This window comes from Micromonospora auratinigra, assembly GCF_900089595.1.
Lineage (GTDB): Bacteria > Actinomycetota > Actinomycetes > Mycobacteriales > Micromonosporaceae > Micromonospora > Micromonospora auratinigra.
Genome location: NZ_LT594323.1, coordinates 5,485,639 through 5,505,329 on the forward strand (window position 1 = coordinate 5,485,639; position 19,691 = coordinate 5,505,329).

The following is a 19,691-nucleotide window of genomic DNA, read 5'->3' on the forward strand; positions in this document are numbered from 1 at the left end:
CGGAGGGTCAGCCTGTCGGAAGGGTCCGACAATCCGAGTCGCACATGAGGTGGGTTCACCGCCGGCCGAGCCACGGCGCGCGTCGCGCGCACGCCGAGCCGTGGTCCACCGGCAGCGCGCACCGGCCACCGCCGTCCGGCAACGGCCGGTCACAGAACACCCAATGGCGTACGCACTGCTCGTCCTCCGTCGACACGGTCACCCCGCCCGGCTCGACCCGGGCGCTGAGCTGCGCCAACACCCGGGCGGCGGTGCGCGCGAAGATCCGCGCCCGGTGCAGGTCCGGCGCGGTGACCGGAAGGTGGATCACCCAGCGGTCGGTCATCGGTGGTAACGGTGGCTCGCCGCCTGGGCGCTCTGCCAGGCGCGCAGGGCGTTCTTGATGCGTACGTTCTCCTCCTGCACCGCGGCCAGGGCGGTCTGGGCGACGGCCAGTTCGTCGGCGACCCGGTGCAGGAAGGCGCGGATCTCGACCGGGTCGACGCCCCGGCGGCGGACGTTGAAGCACCGGTCCCGCACCTGCCAGGGGCGCAGCGGGGTGCGGTTCAGCGGCCGGGTGTCGGCCGGTGCGGGTTGCGGAGCGTGGTGCCGGCGGGTCAGCCGGCCGAGCAGGTTGCGCACGAAGATGACCGCCCTTCCTCGGGTCGCGCTGATGAGTGGGGTGCTGGGCTCTGGGTGGCAGTGGGTTGCGTGCACTGAGACGTTGGGTGCTGGCACAGCCGACGGACGGGAGTCAGCCGTGCCAGCGCGGGGATGCCCAACCGGGAGGGCCGGTTGCCTACCAGGCGATCCAGTGCCGGGCTTCCGGTCGTCAACATACAATGCAAAGCATGCAAAGTTCAAGAGCTGAGCATGCTAAGCACGCGAAGTGTTGGCTGCCGCCGCGAAGGCGTGGGAGGATCTTGGGGCCTACCAGGAGTTGCCATGCCCTGAATTCCAGACCGTCAGCGCATCGCGCAGGACATCCGCGACAAGATCAGCTCGGGCGAGTATCACCCGGGTGCCAAGCTGCCGTCCCTGCGCGAGATGTCTGCCCACTACGGCGTCTCCGCCGAGCCGGTCCGGTCCGCGCTGCTGATCCTGCAGGCGGAGGGGCTGGTGGAGGGCCATCAAGGCAAGGGCGTGTACGTGAGCGGCGATGATCAAGCGGCTGACCAGGTGGGGCCCTGAACCTCCTGCGCGTCAGGCGCCACGACCCGTAACGGGCGGCGTGCGCCGTCGCGCCAGGGCTCTGCGAATCGGTTACGACATCAAGTTTGTAGCGAGCGCGAAGGCATCCACGTGCCGTCGGGTGCGGCGCCGGGCAGCCGGCGTCAGTCGACCGTCGGCAGCTTCGGACCCAGTACGTCGTCGGCGTCGACGATCGTGTACGCGTACCCCTGCTCGGCCAGGAAGCGCTGCCGGTGCGCCGCGTACTCCGTGTCGATGGTGTCCCGGGAGACCACCGTGTAGAAGTGCGCCTGCCGCCCGTCGGCCTTCGGCCGGAGCACCCGCCCCAGCCGCTGCGCCTCCTCCTGCCGCGACCCGAACGTCCCGGACACCTGGATCGCCACCGCCGCCTCCGGCAGGTCGATCGAGAAGTTCCCGACCTTGGAGATCACCAGGGTGCGAACCTCACCCGTCCGGAACGCGTCGAACAACCGCTCGCGCTCCTTGTTGGTGGTCGACCCCTGCACGATCGGCGCGTCCAGGTATTCGCTGAGCTGGTGCAGCTGGTCGAGGAAGCCGCCGATCACCAGCACCTGTTCGGCCGGGTGCCGCTCCACCAGCGCCTTGACCACCGGCAGCTTGGTGCGGGCGGTGGCCGCCATCCGGTAGCGCTCCTCGGCCTCGGCCGTCGCGTACGCCATCCGCTCCGCGTCGGTCAGCGTCACCCGGACCTCGGTGCACTCGGCCGGGGCGATCCAGCCCTGCGACTCGATGTCCTTCCAGGGCGCGTCGTACCGCTTCGGGCCGATCAGGCTGAACACGTCGCCCTCGCGGCCGTCCTCGCGTACCAGTGTCGCGGTGAGGCCCAGCCGGCGGCGGGCCTGGAGGTCCGCGGTGAACCGGAAGATCGGCGCGGGCAGCAGGTGCACCTCGTCGTAGATGACCAGGCCCCAGTCGCGGGCGCCGAACAGGTCCAGGTGGGTGAACGCGCCGCCGCGCCGCGAGGTGAGCACCTGGTACGTGGCGATGGTGACCGGGCGGATCTCCTTGCGCTCGCCCGAGTACTCGCCGATCTCCTCCTCGGTGAGCGACGTGCGGGCGATCAGCTCGCGCTTCCACTGCCGGCCGGCGACCGTGTTCGTCACCAGGATCAGGGTGGTGGCCTTCGCCTCGGCCATCGCCGCCGCGCCGACCAGGGTCTTGCCGGCGCCGCAGGGCAGCACCACCACGCCGGAGCCACCGGCCCAGAACGCCTCCACGGCCTCCCGCTGGTACGACCGCAGGGTGAACGGCTTGCCGCCCTCCTTGCCCGCCTCGGCCAGGTCGATCTGGTGCGCCTCGCCGTCGACGTAGCCGGCCAGGTCCTCGGCGGGCCAGCCGAGCTTCAGCAGCGCCTGCTTGAGCCGGCCGCGCTCCGACGGGTGCACCTGGATGGTGTCGTCGTCGATCTTGTTGCCGAGCATGCCGGCGAGCTTCTTGCTCTTCGCCACCTCGATCAGCACCAGCCGGTCGAGGGCGCGCAGCACCAGGCCGTGCGCCGGGTCGTTGGCGAGCTGGAGCCGGCCGTACCGGTCCATGGTCTCGGCCACGTCGACCAGGAGCGCGTGCGGCACCGGGTACCGGCTGTACTTGATCAGGGAATCGACCACGCCCTCGGCGTCGTGGCCGGCGGCCCGGGCGTTCCACAGGCCCAGCGGGGTCAGCCGGTAGGTGTGCACGTGCTCGGGGGAGCGTTCCAGCTCGGCGAAGGGCGCGATGGCCATCCGGCAGGCCTGCGCGTCCGGGTGGTCGATCTCCAGCAGCAGGGTCTTGTCCGACTGCACGATCAGTGGTCCACCGCTCACGCCAGCGTCCTCTCTCGCCCGGGTCCGGGTCGCCCGCAGCGCGGCTGACCTGCCGCAGGCGGACCATCCAGTGTTACACGGACCGGCGGTGTCGGAAAAAAGTCACGCTGGACAGGCAACGGGACGATGGCCCCAGACGTCTAGCAGGCGGGACGACTGTCCAGGGGAGGGCCCATGAAGCGTGTCCGGTTCGGCGTACGGGTCGTCGCCCTGGCTGCGGTCGTGCTGGTCGGAGTCGGTGCGTGCGCGCTCGATCCGTCTGCCGACGTGACCGGGGCGGCCGCCCCGGCGCCCGTCGCCGAGACGGAACGAGCATCGGGGGCGAGCGCGCCGCCCACACCGGCCCGGACGACCGGGTCCCCGTCGGCGGCGCCGAGCCGGACGGCCACGCCGAAACCCAGCCGCACCACTTCGCCCGCTGCCCCGGCGAAGCCGAGCCCGAGCGGGTTCACCGGCTGCCCGCAGGGCGAGCACCAGCGCGCCGTGGAGACCTATCTGGCCCGGCTGGGCGGGTTCGGGAAGGTCACCGTCGACGGCAAGCAGTCGGCCGCCGACTGCGCGGCGATCAAGAAGTTCCAGCGCCGGTACGGGATCAGCCCCGCCGCCGGCCGCGCCGGCGCCACCACGTACGACGTGGCGCAGCGGCTCGCCGGCACCGAGGTGTCCCGCTGCCGGGCCGGCAAGGGGCTCACCTTCTGCGTCGACCTGACCCGGCAGACCGTCTGGGCGATGCGTGGCGGCAACGTGGTCATGGGCCCGACGGTCACCCGCACCGGCATGGCCGGGTACGCCACCCCGGCCGGCAGCTACTCGGTCGGCGGCCGGAACCTGAAGGAGTGGTCCAACCCGTACGAGGTGTGGCTGCCCTACTGGCAGCAGTTCAACGGCGGGATCGGGTTCCACGAGACCACCACCTACCTGCACGAGAAGTCGATCGGCTCGCACGGCTGCGTGAACCTGCTGCACGCCGACGCCGTACGCCTCTGGGAGCTGGGCTCGATCGGCACCCGGGTGGTCGTCTTCGGCCGTCGCCCGGGGACGTGAGCCGCGGCCCGGGCGGCTGAGCCGCCCGCAGAGATCAGGGTTTTATCCCCTTTTCCCGCCCGGTGGTGCGGTGTCACCCTGGAACCCGGCTCCGGGTGCGCGGGGAGGGCGGGCATGAGCGTCGATCACGAGGTGCTTCCCGACGACGATCGGGCGACCGGGCAGCAGGTCTCCACCGTGGTCCTGGTCTTCTACGCGACCGCCGCCGCCGGTCTGTTCGGCTGGTTCCTGTTCGGCCTGCTCGTGCAGCGGCAGGGCTTCGTCGACTCGGTCGGCGAGTCGGCCGGCGCGGGCTTCGGGCTGCTGCTGATCGTCTCGGTGATCGGCGCGATCCGCGGCGACGGGCGCTGAGGCGCACCCGTAACCGCGGATCGGCAACCGGTCAGTCCTCCAGCACCGCGGCGGTGATCCGGTGCAGGGCGAAGGTGTGCAGCATCTCGGTGCGTTCGTCCTCGGCCCGCAGGTAGCCCGCGCCGATCGACACCGGCCGGACCAGCCGGGACGCGGTCGCCCCGTGCGCGTCGACGTAGCCGACCCAGACCAGCGCCTTGTCCCGCACCGCCTGCTGGAGCACCGCGAGGGCGTCGTTGTGGGTGTGCGCGGGCGCCGGACCGCCGCCCGTCGCGCTGCCCCGGACCACCGCCGGGGCCCGCCGGGCCGCCCGGGCCGCCGCGTCGCCGCGCCGGATCTGCTCCACCACCCCGAGCAGCCGGGGCAGCGGCAGCCTCGGCGTCGCCAGCGGGTCCAGGCTGCGGCCGGCCGCCGGCCCCCGGGCGGGGGCCCGGCGGGTCTTCGGCCGGGCCAGCACCGCCGAGCCGGTGGCATCCTCGGGTACGGGCGCGTAGCCGGCGTCGCGCAGCGCGGTCAGCATCCGCTGCACCTGGTACGGGGTGACCAGCACCGTCGGGGCGAGCCGGCGGAACGCCAGCGCCTCCAGCCGCTTGTCCGACTGCACCTCGGTCAGCAGCGCCTCGTCGTCGCTGCGCACGTACCCGCCGGCCGAGCCGACCCGCAGCCCGCCGTGCTTGCGTGCCACGTCGTCCACCAGGTACGACAGCCCCTGCGGCACCGGGGTGCGGGACCGGCGGCGGAACAGGCTGTGCAGGTCGTCGGCCGAGTAGCCGGCGTCCAGGGCGCGCCGCACGCTCGCCGTGGTGACCCGGTGCACGCTCGCCCCACCGGCCGACTCGTGCTCCGCCACCACCTCCAGCTCGGCGGCGAGCGCCGGGTCGGGCGGCCCGGGCACCACCACGCTCAGGTCGGCCTGCACCAGGAAATGGTCGACCGGGGCGGGCAGCAGCGCGTCCAGCGCCCGGACGGCGGTGGACGGCTCGCCCGACTCGGCGTCGGAGTGCAACCCGAGCGGGTCGTCGGCCCGCTCGTCGGCCTCGGTCACCTCGGCCAGCAGCAGCCGCCCGTACGAGGTGAGCGCGCCCAGCCCGGTCACCCCGAGCTGCGCCGCCTCGGCGAGCACCTCGCGGTGCGCGGCCTCCCGGCCCCGGGCCCGCCGGGGCGCCCGCCAGTCGAGCAGCTCCAGCACCTCGTCCGGGGTGGGGGCGGTCGCCGGGGCCAGGTCGGCCAGCACGGCGAGCACCGCGCGGCGGGCGGCCGGCGCGCCGGCCCGTTCCGCCTCGGCCGAGAGCACCGAGATCGGCCGGTCCCGGTCGTCGCGCTGCCCGACCAGGCCCACCTGGCGGGTCATCGTCAGCCAGGCCCGGGCCAGCTGCTCCCAGCGCTGGGCGAGCGAGGCGGCCCGCCACACCTCGTACCCGCCGGTGGGCAGGACCTGCTGGTCACCGCCGTACCGGGCGTGGCTGGACCCGGTCAGGTCCAGCTCGCCGACGAGTCCGGCCGCGTACGCCACCTCGAAGACCAGCGCGGCGGTGCCGTCGTCCAGGCCGAGGTTGCGGGCCAGCCGGCGCAGGTCGCGTACGCCCACCCCGCCGGAACGCAGCACCGGGGCCGGCTCCTCGCTCAGGCTCTCCAGCAGCGCCTCGGTGTGCCGGACCAGCTCCATCGTCTGCCCGGCCCCGGCCGAGTCGACCGACTTCACCTCCCGGGGCGGCGCTGCCACCACCGGTGGGCTGGTCCGCAGCGGGCCGAGCGGGCCGCTGTCCCGGCGCAGCAGCAGCCCCACCTCGCGGGGCAGTTCCACCGTGCCCGCGCCGCCCTTCCCGCCGGACATCCGCACCAGCAGCCGGTGCTCGACCAGCCAACGGATCGGGGACCCGGTGGGCGCGCCCCCGTTGACCAGGTCCGGCGGGAGTTCGTCCTCCGCTCCGGTGGCGGGGGCCTGGAGCGCGCCCGGGGGCACGCTGCCGACCGGCGGTCCGGCGGCGAGCCGCTCCAGGATCGCGCGGGCCGAGGGCGGCGCGGAGAGCAGCGTGCGGCGCAGCTTCGCCGGGTCCGCGCAGAGGGCCGCCGTGCGCGGGTCCAGCTCCGCCGCCGGTCGCCCCAGCCCCGCCGGGTACGCGGACACCTCGTCGACGCCACCCACCACGTGCAGGTCGTGCTCGGGGCCGTACAGCAGGAACAGCGCACGGAGCCGGTCGACGGCGGCGCGGACGGCGGTCGGGGCGGGCGGGTGCGGGCCGGCGGTGGCCATCGCCAGGACGGCCTCGGTGCTGGTGCCGCCCTGCTGCGGGTCCCGGGTGAGCCGGGCGGCGTCCAGGATCAGCAGGGTGAACTGGTCCAGCCCGTCGAGGGCGCGGGCCACCGAGACCCGGGACTGGGCGCGGATGGCGAGCGCGGAGACGTCGGCCGGCACCGGCACGACGAGGTCCGGCCGCAACTGGAGGAGCGCGGCCAGGGACTCGTCGGGGAGCGTCCGCAGCTGATCGGCGAGTGAGGTGGTCATCGTCGTTCCACGCTAGCCCGGACGGGCCCGGTCCCGCCCCTCGGAACGGGTACGTTCTGCGCATGCCCCCGCTGATGGTCGGCTTCGACTTCGACATGACCCTGGTGGACTCGCGTCCCGGCATCGCCGCCTGCTTCCGCGCGCTGACCGAGCGGACGGGCGTGCCGGTCGACGCCGACCTGGCGGTGTCCCGGCTCGGGCCGCCGCTGCGCACCGAGCTGGCGTACTGGTTCCCGCCGGAGCAACTCGAGGACGCGGTGACGCTCTACCGCGAGCTCTACCCGGCGTACGCGATCACCCCGGCGGTCCCGATGCCGGGCGCGGCGGCGGCCCTGGCCGCGGTGCACGAGCGCGGCGGCCGGGTCATGGTGGTCACCGCGAAGCTGGGCCGGCTGGCCAAGCTGCACCTGGACCACCTGGGGCTGGCGGTCGACGAGCTGGCCGGCGACCTCTTCGCCGAGCAGAAGGCGACCGCCCTGCGGGAGCACGGCGCGACCCTCTACGTGGGCGATCACGTGGCCGACATGGCGGCGGCCCGCGCGGCGGGAATCCCAGGCGTGGCAGTGGCGACCGGACCGTGCTCGGCCGACGAGCTGCGCGAGGCCGGGGCCCGATCGGTGCTCGACGATCTCACCCGATTCCCGGCGGCGCTCGACCAGATCATCCGGATAGCCTTGACGGGGTAGAGGGTCTCCGGAACGAAGCAGGGGTTTTCAGGTGCCGACGGGTCGAGTGAAGTGGTATGACGCGGCCAAGGGATACGGGTTCGTCACCAGCGACGAGGGTGGCGACGTGTTCCTGCCCAAGGCGGCGCTACCGGCGGGTGTCACCGACCTGAAGGGCGGCCAGCGGGTCGATTTCAGTGTGGTCGACAGCCGGCGGGGCGCTCAGGCGATGGGCGTGAAGCTGCTGGAGGCGCCGCCGTCCGTGGCGGAGCTGCGCCGGCGGCCGGCCGAGGAGCTGCACGGCCTGGTCGAGGACATGATCAAGGTACTGGAGGCGAAGGTGCAGCCGGACCTGCGCCGGGGCCGCTTCCCCGACAAGAAGACCGCGCAGAAGATCGCTCAGCTGGTCCACGCGGTCGCGCGCGAGCTGGAGGTCTGAGGGACGAGCCCGGCGTCGGCGGCCCGGCCCAGCAGCGCCTCCACGGCGGCGAACCCGGCCTCTCCCAGGTCGGCGGTGAACTCGTTGACGTAGAGGGCGATGTGCCGGTCCACCACGTCGGGCTCCATCTCCTGCGCGTGGCGCAGCACGTACTCCCGGCTGGCCTCCGGGTCGGCCCACGCCTGGCGTACCGACTCGCGGACCCAGGCGGCCGCCTCGACCGGGTCCACCGCGCCCTTGCGGGCCAGGATCGCGCCGAGCGGGATCGGCAGCCCGGTGTCGCCCTCCCACCACTCGCCCAGGTCGACCAGGGCGGTCAGCCCGTGCCGCGGGTAGGTGAAGCGCGCCTCGTGGATCACCAGCCCGGCGTCGTACCGGCCGGCCGCCACGCCGGGCATGATCTCGTGGAACGGCACCACCTCGATCCGCTCCGGCGTCTGCCCCGCGGCCCAGAGCCGGAACAGCAGGTACGCGGTGGTCCGCTCACCCGGTACCGCCACCGTGGCGCCGGTCAGGTCGGCCCGGTCGCCCCTGGTCAGCACCAGCGGCCCGCAGCCGCGCCCCAGTGCCCCGCCGCAGGGCAGCAGGTCGTAGTCGTCGAGCAGCCACGGCAGCGCCGCGTAGCTCACCTTGACCAGGTCGAACGCCCCCCGCTCGGCCGCCGTGTTGGTCACGTCCACGTCCGCGTAGGTCACCTCGACCGGCGGTGCCCCCGGCACCCGCCCGTGCACGAGGGCGTCGAAGACGAAGGTGTCGTTGGGGCAGGGAGAAATCGCCAGGGAGAGCGCCACGCCCTCCACCGTATCCCCGCCGCCCCGACCCCCCGCCACCCCATCTTGATCATTCAGCGGGTCCGAGTCCTGGTCCGGGCCGTGGCCGTGGCCTGGTCTGGTCCGGCCATGCCGTTGATCCCCCGGCCCGGTCGTCGCGTCTCCCGCCAGGCCGGCCCGCGCCGGTCCGCGATCTCCTGTTGGCTGCCTACAAACTTGATGACGTAGACGATTCGGCGGCCGGTCGGGGTGCGCCGGCCGTCGGGAGGCGGAGGACAGGGTGCCTGGTGCCGGCTGCCTGGTGTCGGCTGGCAGGTGTCGGGTGTCGGGTGGGTTGCCGGCTGCCTGGTGTCGGCTGGCAGGTGCCTGGTGCCTGGTGCCTGGTGCCTGGTGCCAGCTGCCTGGTGTCGGCTGGCGGCTGCCTGGTGTCGGCTGGCGGGTGCCGGCTGGCGGAGGACAGCGTGCCGGGTGGGGAGTGTTGCCGGGTGAGGTGCCGGGAGCAGGCGTCGTGGGGCCGGGCCGGGTGGGCCGGGCTGGGTGGGGCGCGACATCGGTGGGATGGCCCGAGTCGTTGACGTCATCAAGTTTGCAGGGCCCGCGGAGCACCCGTCCGTCCCCAGGCGCGCCTGTTTTCCACAACCTTTTCCACAGGTGGAAATCGCCCGGTTGAGTGGGCTGCCCGGCAGGCCGACGATGGGCCGATGACCGCCCCTCGACCTCCCATCGATCTCGGTGTCGCGCTGCGGGCGTTGCGCCGGTCGGCGGACCTGAGCCAGCGGCAGCTGGCCGAGAGGTCCGGTGTGCCGCAGGCGACGATCGCGCGGATAGAGTCGGGGCGGTCCACCGATCCCCGGTTCCGCACCGTCGAGCGACTCGTCGTCGCCGCGGCCGGCCGGATCACCCTCTCCGGTCCCGCGGCTCCGGATCGGTCGCCGGCCCGGGCGCTGGCTCCGGCTCGCCAGGAGGAGCTACGGGATGCGGCAGGGCGGCACTGCCCGGCGCACCTGGACGCCCGCGAGGTGCGCGAGCCACGGGACTGGCCGGGTGCCTGGTGGGCCCAGTGGTACTCGATCCCCCCCCAGGGCGATGGCCCGCGTTGCCGGCGGTGACGTTCCGGCTCGACCGCGACGAACGGGACCGCCAGCGAGACCGCGAGCGGGTGCGACAGAGCTACGCGGTGCGGCGCTTCGTCGACCCGGTACTGCCGTCGAGCTCCTGGCGATTCGTGGCGGAGCTGCCCGACGGCGAACTGGTCGGTGAGCTGCGCGCGCACGAACGAAGCGTCCACCTGCTGTCGGGGGAGGGTCCGTTCTGTCGAGATCGCCGCGAGATGGTGCTCGACGGAGTGCTGGTCGCCGGGCCGTACCGCCTCCTGGGCATCGGGCGGCGGCTCGTCGAGGCTCTGTGGGCGGAGATGGAGCGTTCGGAGATTCGCTCGGTCCACGCGATCGTCGGATTCGAGGGACGGTTCCTGGTCGCCTGCGGGTTCCGGGTCGAGGCCGTCCAGGCGAACGCGCTGCGGTGGGACGGGCCGCTCAGCGCAGGGCGGACGCGGCGGTGGTGAGGGCGGCGAACGCCTCCCGCATCCGCCAGGCGCCCCGGTCCCGGGGGCCGATCGGATTGGAGACCGTGCGCAGCTCGGCGAAGGGGAGGCCGGCCTGGGTGGCGGCGACGGCCACGCCGTACCCCTCCATCGCCTCGGCCACGGCGTCGGGGTGCCGGGCGGCGAGGGCCGCGGTGCTCCCGGCCGTGCCGGTCACCGTGCCGACCGTGAGCACCGTGCCGACGACGGCGTCCGGCAGGGCGGTCCGCAGCGCGGCCAGCAGGTCGGGATCGGCGGGTACGACGCTGCCGACGCCCAGCAGCTCCGCCGACATGCCCAGCTCCTCGATCGGCAGGAAACCGTCGGGTGACTCGGCACCCAGGTCCGCGGCGACGCTCCGGCTGGCCAGCACGGTGCCGCCGACCGGCACCCGGTCGACGAAGCCGCCGGCAATGCCCGCGCTGACCACCGCCCGGTAGGGCCGGCCGGCGGCCTCGGCGAGCGCCAGCAGGCGGGCCGTGGCGGCACCGGCGACGGCGGGGCCCACGCCGACCGGGGCGACCGTCACCGCCGGCTCGGCCAGGCCCGCGCGGATCGCCTCCGCCTCCGCCGGTACGGCGGTCACCACCAGCAGGGCGCTCACGCGAGCGGCCCCCGGGGCTCCCGGCGGTTCTCCTCGTCCGCTCCGCCCAGGCCGCTGACGGACGAGGACGGGCGGTAGATGTGGAACCCGGGCGGGGCCAGCCCGTCGTCGTCCGGGTCCGGCCCGGCGCCCGGGGTGGGGGCGTCGTCCGGTCCGGTGGTCGGAGTGGCGCCGGGGGCGGGCGCGGGCGAGGTGGGCGCCGGGTCGGCGAAGTCGTCGACCGGCTCGGCGGCCAGTTCGTCGTCGCCCAGCGGGCGGCCCAGCAGGTGCTCGCGGCGCAGCCGACCGGCCACCAGCACGCCCCGGGCGGCCACCAGGGCGGCCACGCAGGCGGCGACGGCCACGCCCACCCGGCCGGTGAAGGGGACCAGTCCGAGGCCGCCGCCGGCCACGAAGGCGAGCATCAGCGCGGTCTCCGAGTGGGCGAAGGAACTGGCCCGCAGCCGCTCCGGGATGCGCTCCTGGATCGACGCGTCGACCGCCAGCTTGGCGACCCCGCTGATCAGGGCGGTGACCACGCAGAGCAGGACCACCATCGGCAGCGAGAACTTCAACGCGGCGAGCACCGCCACCCCGGCCACGATGATCGTGCCGCTGGACTGGATGCCGGTCGGGCGGTGGATGCGCAGCCGGGTGCCGACCGCGGTGGCCAGGAAACCACCCACCGCGAGCCCACCGCCGACCACACCCAGCGCGGCCTGCGCGCCGAGCGTACGGCCGAAGAAGTCGGTGGTCAGGTCGCCGGACTTGATCGCGAAGGCGAGGAAGAGCAGCAGAAAGCCGTAGAGGCCGCGCAGCGCCGCCGCACCGACCAGGGTGGCGATCACCAGCCGGCCGGCGGGACGGCCCCGGCCGAGCGGCCGCTCGCCGTCGCGGCGGCGCAACGCCCGCAGCGGGCGCGGCACCCGTTCCGGCGGTTCCGAGTCGGCCTTCGGTGGCAGGCGCAACGAGACGACCATGCCGATCAGGAAGATCAACGACGCCACCCGCAGCGGCCACTGCGGCCCGAACCAGAACGCGGCCAGACCGAGGGGGGCGGCCAGCGCGCCCGCCACCGTGCCGTAGACGCTCGCCCGCGCGCCCACCTGGGACAGGCCCAGCCCCTCGGGCAGCAGCCGGGGCACCGCCGCGGAGCGGGCCACCCCGTACGCGCGGGAGAGCGCCAGCACCCCGAACGCGGCCGGATAGAGCCCGAAGCCGCCGATGTAGTCGGAGATCAGCCAGGCCAGGAAGGCCCGGCCGAGCATGGTGGTGGCCAGCGCGTACCGGCGGCCGTGCCGGAAGTGGTCGAGCAGCGGGCCCACGACCGGCGCGAGCATGGCGAACGGCACCATCGTGACCAGCAGGTAGAGGGCGACCTTGTTCCGCGCCTCGCCGAGCGGCACGTCGAAGAAGATCGTCCCGGCCAGCCCGATGGCGATCAGGGTGTCCCCGGCGCACGAGAGGGCGTGCAGGTCGAAGAGGCGGACCATGCCGGCCTCGTTGCCGGCGCTGCGGGCCCGGGCCGACCCGGCCCGCCGGGTCACCCAGCGGCTGCCCCGCAGCGAACCGCGCAACAGCAGGCGAGTGGCACGGATGCCGGTGCCGACGGTCCGCCCGAGGACGGATCGGCCGGAGCGGGAGGACAGCGGCATGCCTCCCATCCTCGCCCATCCGCTCCACCCCTGTCGCACCAGCGGCGGAGAACAACTCCGGGGAGTGCCTGTCGGTCGACCCCGGGCATGGGGAACAATGGTCCGGTGACCAGGCCTGCCTCCGCCCGCGCTCCCCGGCTCGACCAGGTCTGCGCCGCCGCCGTCGAGGTGGCCCGCGCAGCCGTCACCGAGGTGGACCCGGCCGATGTCGGCGACCACCTCCAGGCCGTCGCGGAGGGCGACCGGGTCGTCACGCACTACTTCGACTGCCGGATGGCCGGTTACCGGGGCTGGCGCTGGGCCGTCACGGTGACCCGGGTGCCGCGCAGCCGGGCCGTGACGATCTGCGAGACGGTGCTGCTGCCCGGGCCGGACGCGCTGCAGGCCCCCGGCTGGGTGCCGTGGCAGGAGCGGCTCAAGCCGGGCGACCTGGGCCCCGGCGACCTGCTGCCCACCCCGGCGGACGACGAGCGGCTGGCCCCCGGTTACCTGCTCTCCGACGACCCGGCCGTCGAGGAGACGGCCTGGGAGCTGGGTCTGGGCCGGCCCCGGGTGCTCTCCCGGGAGGGGCGCGCCGACGCCGCCCAGCGCTGGTACGACGGCGACCACGGCCCCGCCGCGCCGATCTCGACGGCCGCGCCGGCCGCCGCCCGCTGCGGCACCTGTGGCTTCTACCTGCCGCTGGCCGGCGCGCTGCGGCAGTCCTTCGGCGCGTGCGGCAACTTCTACGCGCCGGACGACGGCCGGGTGGTGAGCGCCGACCACGGCTGCGGCGCGCACTCCGAGACGCTGGTCGAGACCGCCGAGAGCCCGGTCGACGAGCTGCCCACGGTCTACGACGACAGCGCCGTCGAGGCGATGTCGGTCAGCCGGGCCCCGGGTTCGGTCGAGGCGGCCGAGCCGGCGGAGCCGTACGGCCACCCCTGACGATCGACCCCGACGGGCCGGTTCAGGCCTGCCGGGCGGCGCGGCGACGGCGCCGGTTGGCGTCGTGCCGCAGCATCGTGGCCAGCCCGGGGAAGCCCCAGAGGAAGCCGGCCAGACAGGTCCAGAGCCAGTTGCGGTGTCCGTGCTCGGTGAGCCAGTCGCCGAAGAAGATCAGCAGCACCAGGCCGGCCACCGCCCAGGCGACCAGGCCGGCGAGGGCGAACGGCACCATCGGCGGGTCGAGCGGCTCGGGCCGCGGCGGTTGCTCCTGAGGCACGCGCCCAGGGTACGCGATCGTCCTTCCCTGCCCGTCGGTGATCTGGGACGATGCGCGCGACAGCCGGTCGATCATCGATGATCCATGCGAGGACCTGATGGCCATTGCGCCGCCGCCGGACCACGGCACTCCCGTCGATCCCGCTCGTCCCCGGAGCGCCTTCGACCGCTTCTTCGAGATCTCCGCCCGGGGCTCGCACCCGAGCCGGGAGGTCCGAGGTGGCCTGGCCACCTTCTTCACGATGGCGTACATCGTGGTGTTGAACCCCCTGATCCTGGGCAGCGCCGTCGACGGCGACGGGCGCAAGCTGGCGATCCCGGCGCTCGCCGCCGCCACCGCGCTGGTGGCCGGGCTGATGACCATCCTGATGGGCGTGGTGGCCCGCTTCCCGATGGCACTGGCCGCGGGTCTGGGCGTGAACGCGCTGGTCGCGTTCGAGATCGCTCCGGAGATGACCTGGGCGGACGCGATGGGTCTGGTGGTGATCGAGGGTGTGCTGATCGGCATCCTGGTGCTCACCGGGCTGCGTACCGCGGTGTTCCGTTCGGTGCCGACCCATCTGAAGACGGCGATCGGCGTCGGGATCGGCCTCTTCCTGACCATCATCGGCCTGGTGGACGCCGGCTTCGTCCGGCGGGTGCCGGACGCGGCGAACACCACCGTGCCGGTGGGGCTGGGCATCAACGGCAAGATCGTCAGCTGGCCGATGCTGGTCTTCGTGGTGGGCCTGCTGCTCACCATCGTGCTGGTGGTACGCCGGGTCCGGGGCGCGATCCTGATCGGCATCCTCGCCTCCACGGTGCTGGCGATCGTGGTGGAGGCGGTCGGGCACATCGGCCCGTCCTTCGTCGACGGGAAGCCGAATCCGAAGGGCTGGGCGCTGAACGTGCCGACCCTGCCCAAGAAGATCGTCGACCTGCCCGACCTGTCGCTGCTCGGTCACTTCGACGTGCTGGGCTCGTGGAGCCGGGTGGGCTGGCTGGTCCCGCTGATGTTCGTCTTCACGCTGTTGATTACAGACTTCTTCGACACGATGGGCACGATGGTCGCAATCGGCCAGGAGGGGGACATGCTCGACGAGCGGGGCACCCCGCCCCGGGCCCGGGAGATCCTGCTGGTCGACTCGATCGCCGCGGCGGCCGGTGGCGCGGCGAGCGTCTCCAGCAACACGTCGTACATCGAGAGTGCGGCCGGGGTCGCGGAGGGTGCCCGGACCGGGGTGGCCAACCTGGTCACCGGCGGCCTGTTCCTGCTGGCCATGTTCCTGGCGCCGCTGTCGGTGGTGGTGCCGTTCGAGGCCGCGTCGACGGCGCTGGTGGTGGTCGGCTTCCTGATGATGACCGCGGTGCGGACGATCGACTGGGCCGACTACGAGATCGCCGTCCCGGCGTTCCTCACCATCGTGCTGATGCCGTTCACCTACTCGATCTCCAACGGCATCGGCGCGGGCATCATCAGCTACGTCGTGGTGAAGCTGGCGAAGGGCAAGGCCCGGGAGATCCACCCCCTGTTGTACGGGGTGGCGCTGCTCTTCGTCCTCTACTTCCTGCGCGGCCCGATCGAGGCCGTGGTGCTCTGATCCGCCGGCCCGGCCGGGGTGTCGATCCGGTTACCCCGGCCGGGACCAGGACAAACCTCCTCGTGAGCCTGCTCATATCGCATCTCGTTAGCCAGGCTCATTAGTTAAGCTAACTACTGTGACGGAGCGGACGGTGACGGCGAAACGCGTGCCACCGGCGCAGCTGGCCCCTCAGCTGCGTGATGCGATCACCCGGCTCAACCGGCGGGTCCGACAGGCCCGGCCGGTCGGTGACCTCACGGTCACCCAGCTCTCCGCGCTCACCAGCCTCAAGCTGGCGGGCGCCCTGACACCACGAGAGCTGGCCGACGTCGAGCGGGTGCAGCCGCCGACGATGACCAAGATCGTCGCGAAGCTGGAGGAGCGCGGCCTCGTGCAGCGCACCCCCCACCCGACCGACGGCCGGCAGGTCATCCTCGCGGCGACCGAGGGGGGACGGTCCGTGCTCGAACAGTTCGAGCGGGCCCGGAACTCGTGGCTGGCCGACCGGCTGGCCGCGTTGACCGAGGAGGAACGCGACACGCTGCGGCGGGCCGCCGAGATCCTCCAGGGCATCGCTCGCGCCTGACCGGCACCGCGTCCCGCGGTCCGCTTCGTCCGTTGTGGATGAGGCGTACGTGATCGAGGAGGCGCACCTAGAGTGCAGGCGAAGCTGAGCACGATGTTCCAGTCCCTACGAGTCCGCAACTACCGACTCTTCGCCACCGGGCAGCTGATCAAGTTGATCGGCGTCTGGATGATGTTCATCGCCCAGGACTGGCTCGTCCTCGAGCTGAGCGACAACTCCGCCACCGCGCTCGGTGTGGTCACCGCGCTCCAGTTCACCCCCGTCCTGCTGCTCACCCTGCTCTCCGGTCGCCTCGCCGACCGGTACGACAAGCGGCTGCTGCTCTTCGTCGCCAACGCGTTCTGGACCGTGTTGGCCCTGGTGATGGCGGTGCTGGTGCTCACCGGGCTGGTGCAGCTCTGGCACGTCTTCGCGTTCGCCGCCCTGCTCGGGGTCGCCAACGCGGTGGAGACCCCGGTCCGGCAGGCGTTCGTCTCCGAGCTGGTCGGCGTCCCGCTGCTGCCCAACGCGCTCTCGCTCAACGCGGCCGTGTTCAACTCCGCCCGGATCGTCGGCCCGGCCGTCGCCGGTCTCGCCATCGCCGCCTTCGACGTCGGGCCGGTCTTCCTCTTCACCGCGCTCAGCTCGATCGCCCCGCTGGTGAACGTGGTCCGGATGCGCCCGGCCGAGCTGCACCGCAAGGACCTGCCGCCGGCCGGCGAGCGGGACCAGGCCCGGGTGGTGGACGGCCTCCGGTACGTCTGGCGTCGCCCCGACATCCTGCTGCCGATGGCGCTGATGTCGGTGGTCGGGATGAGCCTGTTCAACTTCCAGCTCACCCTCGCCGCGCTCGCGAAGACCGTGTTCAAGACCGGAGCCGCCTCGTTCGGCCTGTTCAGCACCGCGCTGGCGGTCGGCGCGCTGGTCGGCGCGCTGGCCGGCACCGGGCGGCGCAGCCGCCCCTCGGTCTGGCTGGTCCTCGGCGCGGCCGTCGGCTGCGCCACCTTCGGCACCCTGGTCGGGCTCGCCCCGGCGTACTGGCTGGTGGTGACGCTGCTGCTGCCGACCGGGTTCTTCATGGTCTTCTTCGCCCAGGCCGCCAACCAGCGGGTCCAGCTCGGCGTGGACGCCGCCTTCCGGGGCCGGGTGATGGCCCTCTGGGTGCTGGTCTTCCTCGGCACCAACCCGGTCGGCGCGCCGATCATCGGCTGGGTCGCCGAGACCTTCGGCGCCGGGGCGAGCATCTGGATCGGCGGGCTGATCTCGCTGGCCGCCGCGCTGCTCGCGCTCACCTGGCAGCTGCGCCGCTCCGGTGCCCGACTGCGGCTGCGGATGCTCCCGATGCCCCGCTTCTACGTGGTCTCGCCCGGCGCGGAGTGACCGCCGCGAGGACCGGTTCCCGCTTTCGGGGACCGGTCCTCGCGCATTCATTCGCGTCCGGATATCGGCAACCGGGTGGCGGGCGGCCACCGTACGGCATAGCGTCGATACGTGGGAGTGGGACGGGGACTGCTGCTGATGCTGGCGATCCTCGCTGTCTGCTGCCTGCCGGTCCTGTTCGCGCTGCTCTTCTGCGCCGACGAGATCCTCGACCGGGTGGTCTGCGGCTGGGCCGAGTGGCGGGAGCAACGCCGCGAGCGGCGCACCATCGCCCGGCTCGACCGGGCCATCGAGGCGGACGCGCTCACCCGCGACATCGACCTCACCGCGTTCGACCGGATCGACCGGCGACCCCTGGAACAGCTCGCCACCGACCTGCGCCGGCTCGGCGGTCACCGGCTCGCCGCCGCCGACCGCTCGGTGGTGTGGCACGGCGCGGTCATCGACGCGTACGACGAGCGGCTCCGGGCCGCCTGCCACGCGCTGGGCATCCCCGAGCACCTCGACGACCTGAACGGCGTCGACCGGGAGATCGAACGGCTCCGGGTGGAGGGGCTGCTGCACGCCGCCGGCCTCACCCTGCCCGCCGCGCGACCCGGGCACCATCAGCGGCACCGCTGACCGGTGCGGCTCTTTGTCGCGGTCCACCCGCCCCGGGCGGCCGTCGACCACCTGACCGCCCAGGTCGGCCGGCTCCGGATCGCCGCGGCGGCAGCCGCCGGCACCAAGGTACGGCTGGCCGACCCGGCCCACGCGCACCTCACCCTCGCCTTCCTGGGTGACGTCGCGGAGGACCGGCTGGTCGAGGTGGAGAGCACGCTCGGCCTCGCCGCGCAGACCTACCGGGACGGCCGGGACAGCTCCGCGCGGCTGCGTCTGGGTGGCGGCGGCAGCTTCGGCCGGGGCCGGTCCACCGTGCTCTGGGTGGACGTCCGGGGTGACGTCGAGGCGCTGGCCGCCCTGGTCGAGCTGCTCCGCGTCGGCCTGCGCCGGTCCCGCCTACCGCACGACGAGAAGCCGTTCCGCCCGCACCTGACCATCGCCCGCCCCGGCGACCGCCTCGACCACGCCGACCTCCGCGCCGACCAGGAGACCCTGCACGGGTACGAGGGGCCGGACTGGCCCGCCGACCAACTGGTCCTGGTCCGCAGCCACCCCGCCCCCCGCCCCACCTACCACCACCTGGCCACCTGGCCCCTCTGACCCCACCCCCACCCTCCCCGCCTCCGGCCTGGTCGATCTTGCACTGGTGGCCCCGGCAAAGTGCACAAAGCCACCGAGGAGGGGCACAAACTGCAAGATCGACGCAGCCGGGGACGGACGGGGTGTGGCGGGGTGGCCGAGGGGGTGGGGCGGGTCAGGTCACCAGGCCCAGGCCTCGGGGCCGGGGCCGCCGTTGCCGACCGGCGGGAAGAGCTCGTCGAGCTTCGTCAGCGTCGCCTCGTCCAGGGTGACGTCGAGGGCGCCCAGGTTGCGGTCGAGCTGGTCCATGGTGCGCGGGCCGACGATCGGGGCGGTCACCCCGGGCCGGGAGAGCAGCCAGGCCAGCGAGACGTCGGCCGGGTCGTGGCCGAGGTCGGCGCAGAGCTTCTCGTACGCCTCGATGGTCGGCCGGTGCTCGGCGAGCGCGTCGGCCGCGCGGCCGCTGGTGCCCCGTGCCGCGCTGCCCTCGGCCATCTTGCGGATGATGCCGGAGAGCAGCCCGCCGTGCAGCGGCGACCACGGGATGATGCCCAGCCCGTAGTGCTGCGCCGCCGGGATCACCTCCAGCTCGACGTGCCGGGTGAGCAGGTTGTAGATGCTCTGCTCGGAGACGAGGCCGAGGAAGTTGCGCCGGCCGGCCGCGGCCTGCGCCTGCGCGATGTGCCAGCCGGCGAAGTTGGACGATCCGACGTAGAGGACCTTGCCCTGGGCGACCAGGGTCTCCATCGCCTGCCAGATCTCCTCCCACGGCGTGGTCCGGGAGACGTGGTGCATCTGGTACAGGTCGATGGTGTCGGTCTGGAGGCGGCGCAGCGAGTCCTCGCAGGCGCGGATGATGTGCCGGGCGCTGAGGCCCTGGTCGTTGGGCCACTCGCCCATCTTGCCGTACACCTTGGTGGCCAGCACGACCTTGTCGCGGCGGTCGCCGCCCTGCGCGAACCAGCGGCCGATGATCTGCTCGGTGACGCCCTCACCGGTCTTCCAGCCGTACACGTTGGCGGTGTCGAAGAAGTTGATGCCGTGTTCGAGCGCCCGGTCCATGATGGCGAAGCTGTCCGGCTCGTCGGTCTGCGGCCCGAAGTTCATGGTGCCGAGGCAGAGCCGGCTCACCGAGAGGCCGGTGCGTCCCAGGTTCGTGTACTCCATGACTCCACCCTGGCACGCGTGCACTTCGAGTGCCTCACGATGCC

The 19,691-nt window shown here is 73.4% G+C and carries 22 protein-coding genes; 13 read left to right on the plus strand and 9 right to left on the minus strand.

All coding sequences use genetic code 11. The features are described from left to right. Positions 1 to 55 precede the first annotated feature (55 nt). Complete coding sequence (locus GA0070611_RS24890; RefSeq protein ID WP_091669071.1) at positions 56 to 325, minus strand: hypothetical protein; 270 nt, start codon at positions 323 to 325, stop codon at positions 56 to 58. Further along, the gene (locus GA0070611_RS24895) at positions 322 to 621 is read right to left on the minus strand and encodes a DivIVA domain-containing protein (protein ID WP_407940389.1); all 300 of its coding nucleotides are present in this window, start codon (positions 619 to 621) and stop codon (positions 322 to 324) included. The genes GA0070611_RS24890 and GA0070611_RS24895 overlap by 4 nt, the downstream gene beginning before the upstream one ends. A gap of 330 nt (positions 622 to 951) precedes the next feature. On the opposite strand from GA0070611_RS24895, the gene GA0070611_RS24900 reads away from it, so the two are divergent. Then, entirely contained in the window at positions 952 to 1,170 is a 219-nt protein-coding gene (locus tag GA0070611_RS24900; RefSeq protein ID WP_331715359.1) for a winged helix-turn-helix domain-containing protein, read from the plus strand. A gap of 143 nt (positions 1,171 to 1,313) precedes the next feature. Here the strand turns inward: GA0070611_RS24900 and GA0070611_RS24905 are convergent, their stop codons facing one another. Beyond that, positions 1,314 to 2,993, minus strand: coding sequence for a DNA repair helicase XPB (locus GA0070611_RS24905; protein WP_091669079.1), 1,680 nt, complete (start codon positions 2,991 to 2,993; stop codon positions 1,314 to 1,316). 174 nt (positions 2,994 to 3,167) lie between these two features. Between GA0070611_RS24905 and GA0070611_RS24910 the strand changes: the two genes are divergently transcribed. Together GA0070611_RS24910 and GA0070611_RS24915 are read left to right on the plus strand one after the other, a co-directional pair. After that, entirely contained in the window at positions 3,168 to 4,037 is an 870-nt protein-coding gene (locus GA0070611_RS24910; RefSeq protein WP_091669083.1) for a L,D-transpeptidase family protein, read from the plus strand. Positions 4,038 to 4,151: 114 nt separating this feature from the next. Continuing rightward, entirely contained in the window at positions 4,152 to 4,388 is a 237-nt protein-coding gene (locus tag GA0070611_RS24915; RefSeq protein WP_091669087.1) for a hypothetical protein, read from the plus strand. Positions 4,389 to 4,419: 31 nt separating this feature from the next. On the opposite strand, the gene GA0070611_RS24920 is transcribed toward GA0070611_RS24915, so the two are convergent. Next, a complete protein-coding gene (locus GA0070611_RS24920) occupies positions 4,420 to 6,894 on the minus strand; it encodes a helicase-associated domain-containing protein (protein WP_091669091.1) in 2,475 nt (824 codons plus the stop codon). A 62-nt stretch (positions 6,895 to 6,956) separates the two neighbouring features. Here GA0070611_RS24920 and GA0070611_RS24925 point away from each other — a divergent pair, with 62 nt between their 5' ends. Beyond that, positions 6,957 to 7,580, plus strand: coding sequence for an HAD family hydrolase (locus tag GA0070611_RS24925; RefSeq protein ID WP_091669096.1), 624 nt, complete (start codon positions 6,957 to 6,959; stop codon positions 7,578 to 7,580). A gap of 31 nt (positions 7,581 to 7,611) precedes the next feature. Continuing rightward, entirely contained in the window at positions 7,612 to 7,998 is a 387-nt protein-coding gene (locus tag GA0070611_RS24930; protein WP_091669100.1) for a cold-shock protein, read from the plus strand. Here GA0070611_RS24930 and GA0070611_RS24935 read toward each other — a convergent pair. Further along, entirely contained in the window at positions 7,959 to 8,789 is an 831-nt protein-coding gene (locus tag GA0070611_RS24935) for a 1,4-dihydroxy-6-naphthoate synthase (RefSeq protein WP_091673409.1), read from the minus strand. The two genes, GA0070611_RS24930 and GA0070611_RS24935, sit on opposite strands and share 40 nt — an antisense overlap. Before the next feature lie 680 nt (positions 8,790 to 9,469). Here GA0070611_RS24935 and GA0070611_RS32540 point away from each other — a divergent pair. Together GA0070611_RS32540 and GA0070611_RS24945 are read left to right on the plus strand one after the other, a co-directional pair. Beyond that, positions 9,470 to 9,877, plus strand: a complete 408-nt coding sequence (locus GA0070611_RS32540; protein WP_091669104.1) for a helix-turn-helix domain-containing protein — start codon at positions 9,470 to 9,472, stop codon at positions 9,875 to 9,877. Beyond that, positions 9,874 to 10,332 (plus strand): GNAT family N-acetyltransferase, encoded by a 459-nt coding sequence (locus GA0070611_RS24945; protein ID WP_091669107.1) that lies wholly within the window; start codon positions 9,874 to 9,876, stop codon positions 10,330 to 10,332. The genes GA0070611_RS32540 and GA0070611_RS24945 overlap by 4 nt, the downstream gene beginning before the upstream one ends. Here the strand turns inward: GA0070611_RS24945 and GA0070611_RS24950 are convergent. Both GA0070611_RS24950 and GA0070611_RS24955 read right to left on the minus strand, forming a co-directional pair. Beyond that, positions 10,304 to 10,954: a futalosine hydrolase gene (locus GA0070611_RS24950; RefSeq protein ID WP_091669111.1), complete on the minus strand. Its 651-nt coding sequence runs from the start codon at positions 10,952 to 10,954 to the stop codon at positions 10,304 to 10,306. The genes GA0070611_RS24945 and GA0070611_RS24950 overlap by 29 nt on opposite strands. After that, entirely contained in the window at positions 10,951 to 12,588 is a 1,638-nt protein-coding gene (locus tag GA0070611_RS24955; RefSeq protein WP_091669115.1) for an MFS transporter, read from the minus strand. The genes GA0070611_RS24950 and GA0070611_RS24955 overlap by 4 nt, the downstream gene beginning before the upstream one ends. Before the next feature lie 87 nt (positions 12,589 to 12,675). Between GA0070611_RS24955 and GA0070611_RS24960 the strand changes: the two genes are divergently transcribed. After that, positions 12,676 to 13,515 carry a DUF3027 domain-containing protein gene (locus GA0070611_RS24960; RefSeq protein WP_091669117.1) on the plus strand — a complete coding sequence of 280 codons (840 nt, stop codon included), beginning with the start codon at positions 12,676 to 12,678 and terminating at the stop codon, positions 13,513 to 13,515. A gap of 22 nt (positions 13,516 to 13,537) precedes the next feature. Here GA0070611_RS24960 and GA0070611_RS24965 read toward each other — a convergent pair whose 3' ends face one another. After that, positions 13,538 to 13,792: a DUF2530 domain-containing protein gene (locus GA0070611_RS24965; protein ID WP_091669121.1), complete on the minus strand. Its 255-nt coding sequence runs from the start codon at positions 13,790 to 13,792 to the stop codon at positions 13,538 to 13,540. 97 nt (positions 13,793 to 13,889) lie between these two features. Between GA0070611_RS24965 and GA0070611_RS24970 the strand changes: the two genes are divergently transcribed. The 5 genes from GA0070611_RS24970 (at position 13,890) to thpR (ending at position 18,501) form a co-directional block, all read left to right on the plus strand. After that, positions 13,890 to 15,371 (plus strand): NCS2 family permease, encoded by a 1,482-nt coding sequence (locus tag GA0070611_RS24970; protein WP_091669124.1) that lies wholly within the window; start codon positions 13,890 to 13,892, stop codon positions 15,369 to 15,371. Between the two features lie 118 nt (positions 15,372 to 15,489). Beyond that, a complete protein-coding gene (locus GA0070611_RS24975) occupies positions 15,490 to 15,939 on the plus strand; it encodes a MarR family winged helix-turn-helix transcriptional regulator (protein WP_197675791.1) in 450 nt (149 codons plus the stop codon). A gap of 72 nt (positions 15,940 to 16,011) precedes the next feature. Then, on the plus strand, positions 16,012 to 17,298 hold the full coding sequence (locus tag GA0070611_RS24980; protein WP_091669130.1) for an MFS transporter: 1,287 nt from the start codon (positions 16,012 to 16,014) through the stop codon (positions 17,296 to 17,298). A 111-nt stretch (positions 17,299 to 17,409) separates the two neighbouring features. Next, complete coding sequence (locus tag GA0070611_RS24985) at positions 17,410 to 17,919, plus strand: hypothetical protein (RefSeq protein WP_091669134.1); 510 nt, start codon at positions 17,410 to 17,412, stop codon at positions 17,917 to 17,919. Between the two features lie 3 nt (positions 17,920 to 17,922). Beyond that, the gene (gene thpR / locus GA0070611_RS24990; RefSeq protein WP_091669138.1) at positions 17,923 to 18,501 is read left to right on the plus strand and encodes an RNA 2',3'-cyclic phosphodiesterase; all 579 of its coding nucleotides are present in this window, start codon (positions 17,923 to 17,925) and stop codon (positions 18,499 to 18,501) included. A 159-nt stretch (positions 18,502 to 18,660) separates the two neighbouring features. Here the strand turns inward: thpR and GA0070611_RS24995 are convergent, their stop codons facing one another. Then, positions 18,661 to 19,647 carry an aldo/keto reductase gene (locus GA0070611_RS24995; protein ID WP_091669142.1) on the minus strand — a complete coding sequence of 329 codons (987 nt, stop codon included), beginning with the start codon at positions 19,645 to 19,647 and terminating at the stop codon, positions 18,661 to 18,663. Between the last annotated feature and the right edge of the window lie 44 nt (positions 19,648 to 19,691).

Bases quoted from the DNA above. Each gene is read 5' to 3' on its own strand.
- GA0070611_RS24890 (WP_091669071.1), bottom strand. From the start codon at position 325: ATGACCGACCGCTGGGTGATCCACCTTCCGGTCACCGCGCCGGACCTG.
- GA0070611_RS24910 (WP_091669083.1), top strand. From the start codon at position 3,168: ATGAAGCGTGTCCGGTTCGGCGTACGGGTCGTCGCCCTGGCTGCGGTC.
- GA0070611_RS24915 (WP_091669087.1), top strand. From the start codon at position 4,152: ATGAGCGTCGATCACGAGGTGCTTCCCGACGACGATCGGGCGACCGGG.
- GA0070611_RS24920 (WP_091669091.1), bottom strand. From the start codon at position 6,894: ATGACCACCTCACTCGCCGATCAGCTGCGGACGCTCCCCGACGAGTCC.
- GA0070611_RS24925 (WP_091669096.1), top strand. From the start codon at position 6,957: ATGCCCCCGCTGATGGTCGGCTTCGACTTCGACATGACCCTGGTGGAC.
- GA0070611_RS32540 (WP_091669104.1), top strand. From the start codon at position 9,470: ATGACCGCCCCTCGACCTCCCATCGATCTCGGTGTCGCGCTGCGGGCG.
- GA0070611_RS24955 (WP_091669115.1), bottom strand. From the start codon at position 12,588: ATGCCGCTGTCCTCCCGCTCCGGCCGATCCGTCCTCGGGCGGACCGTC.
- GA0070611_RS24960 (WP_091669117.1), top strand. From the start codon at position 12,676: ATGGGGAACAATGGTCCGGTGACCAGGCCTGCCTCCGCCCGCGCTCCC.
- GA0070611_RS24970 (WP_091669124.1), top strand. From the start codon at position 13,890: ATGGCCATTGCGCCGCCGCCGGACCACGGCACTCCCGTCGATCCCGCT.
- GA0070611_RS24995 (WP_091669142.1), bottom strand. From the start codon at position 19,647: ATGGAGTACACGAACCTGGGACGCACCGGCCTCTCGGTGAGCCGGCTC.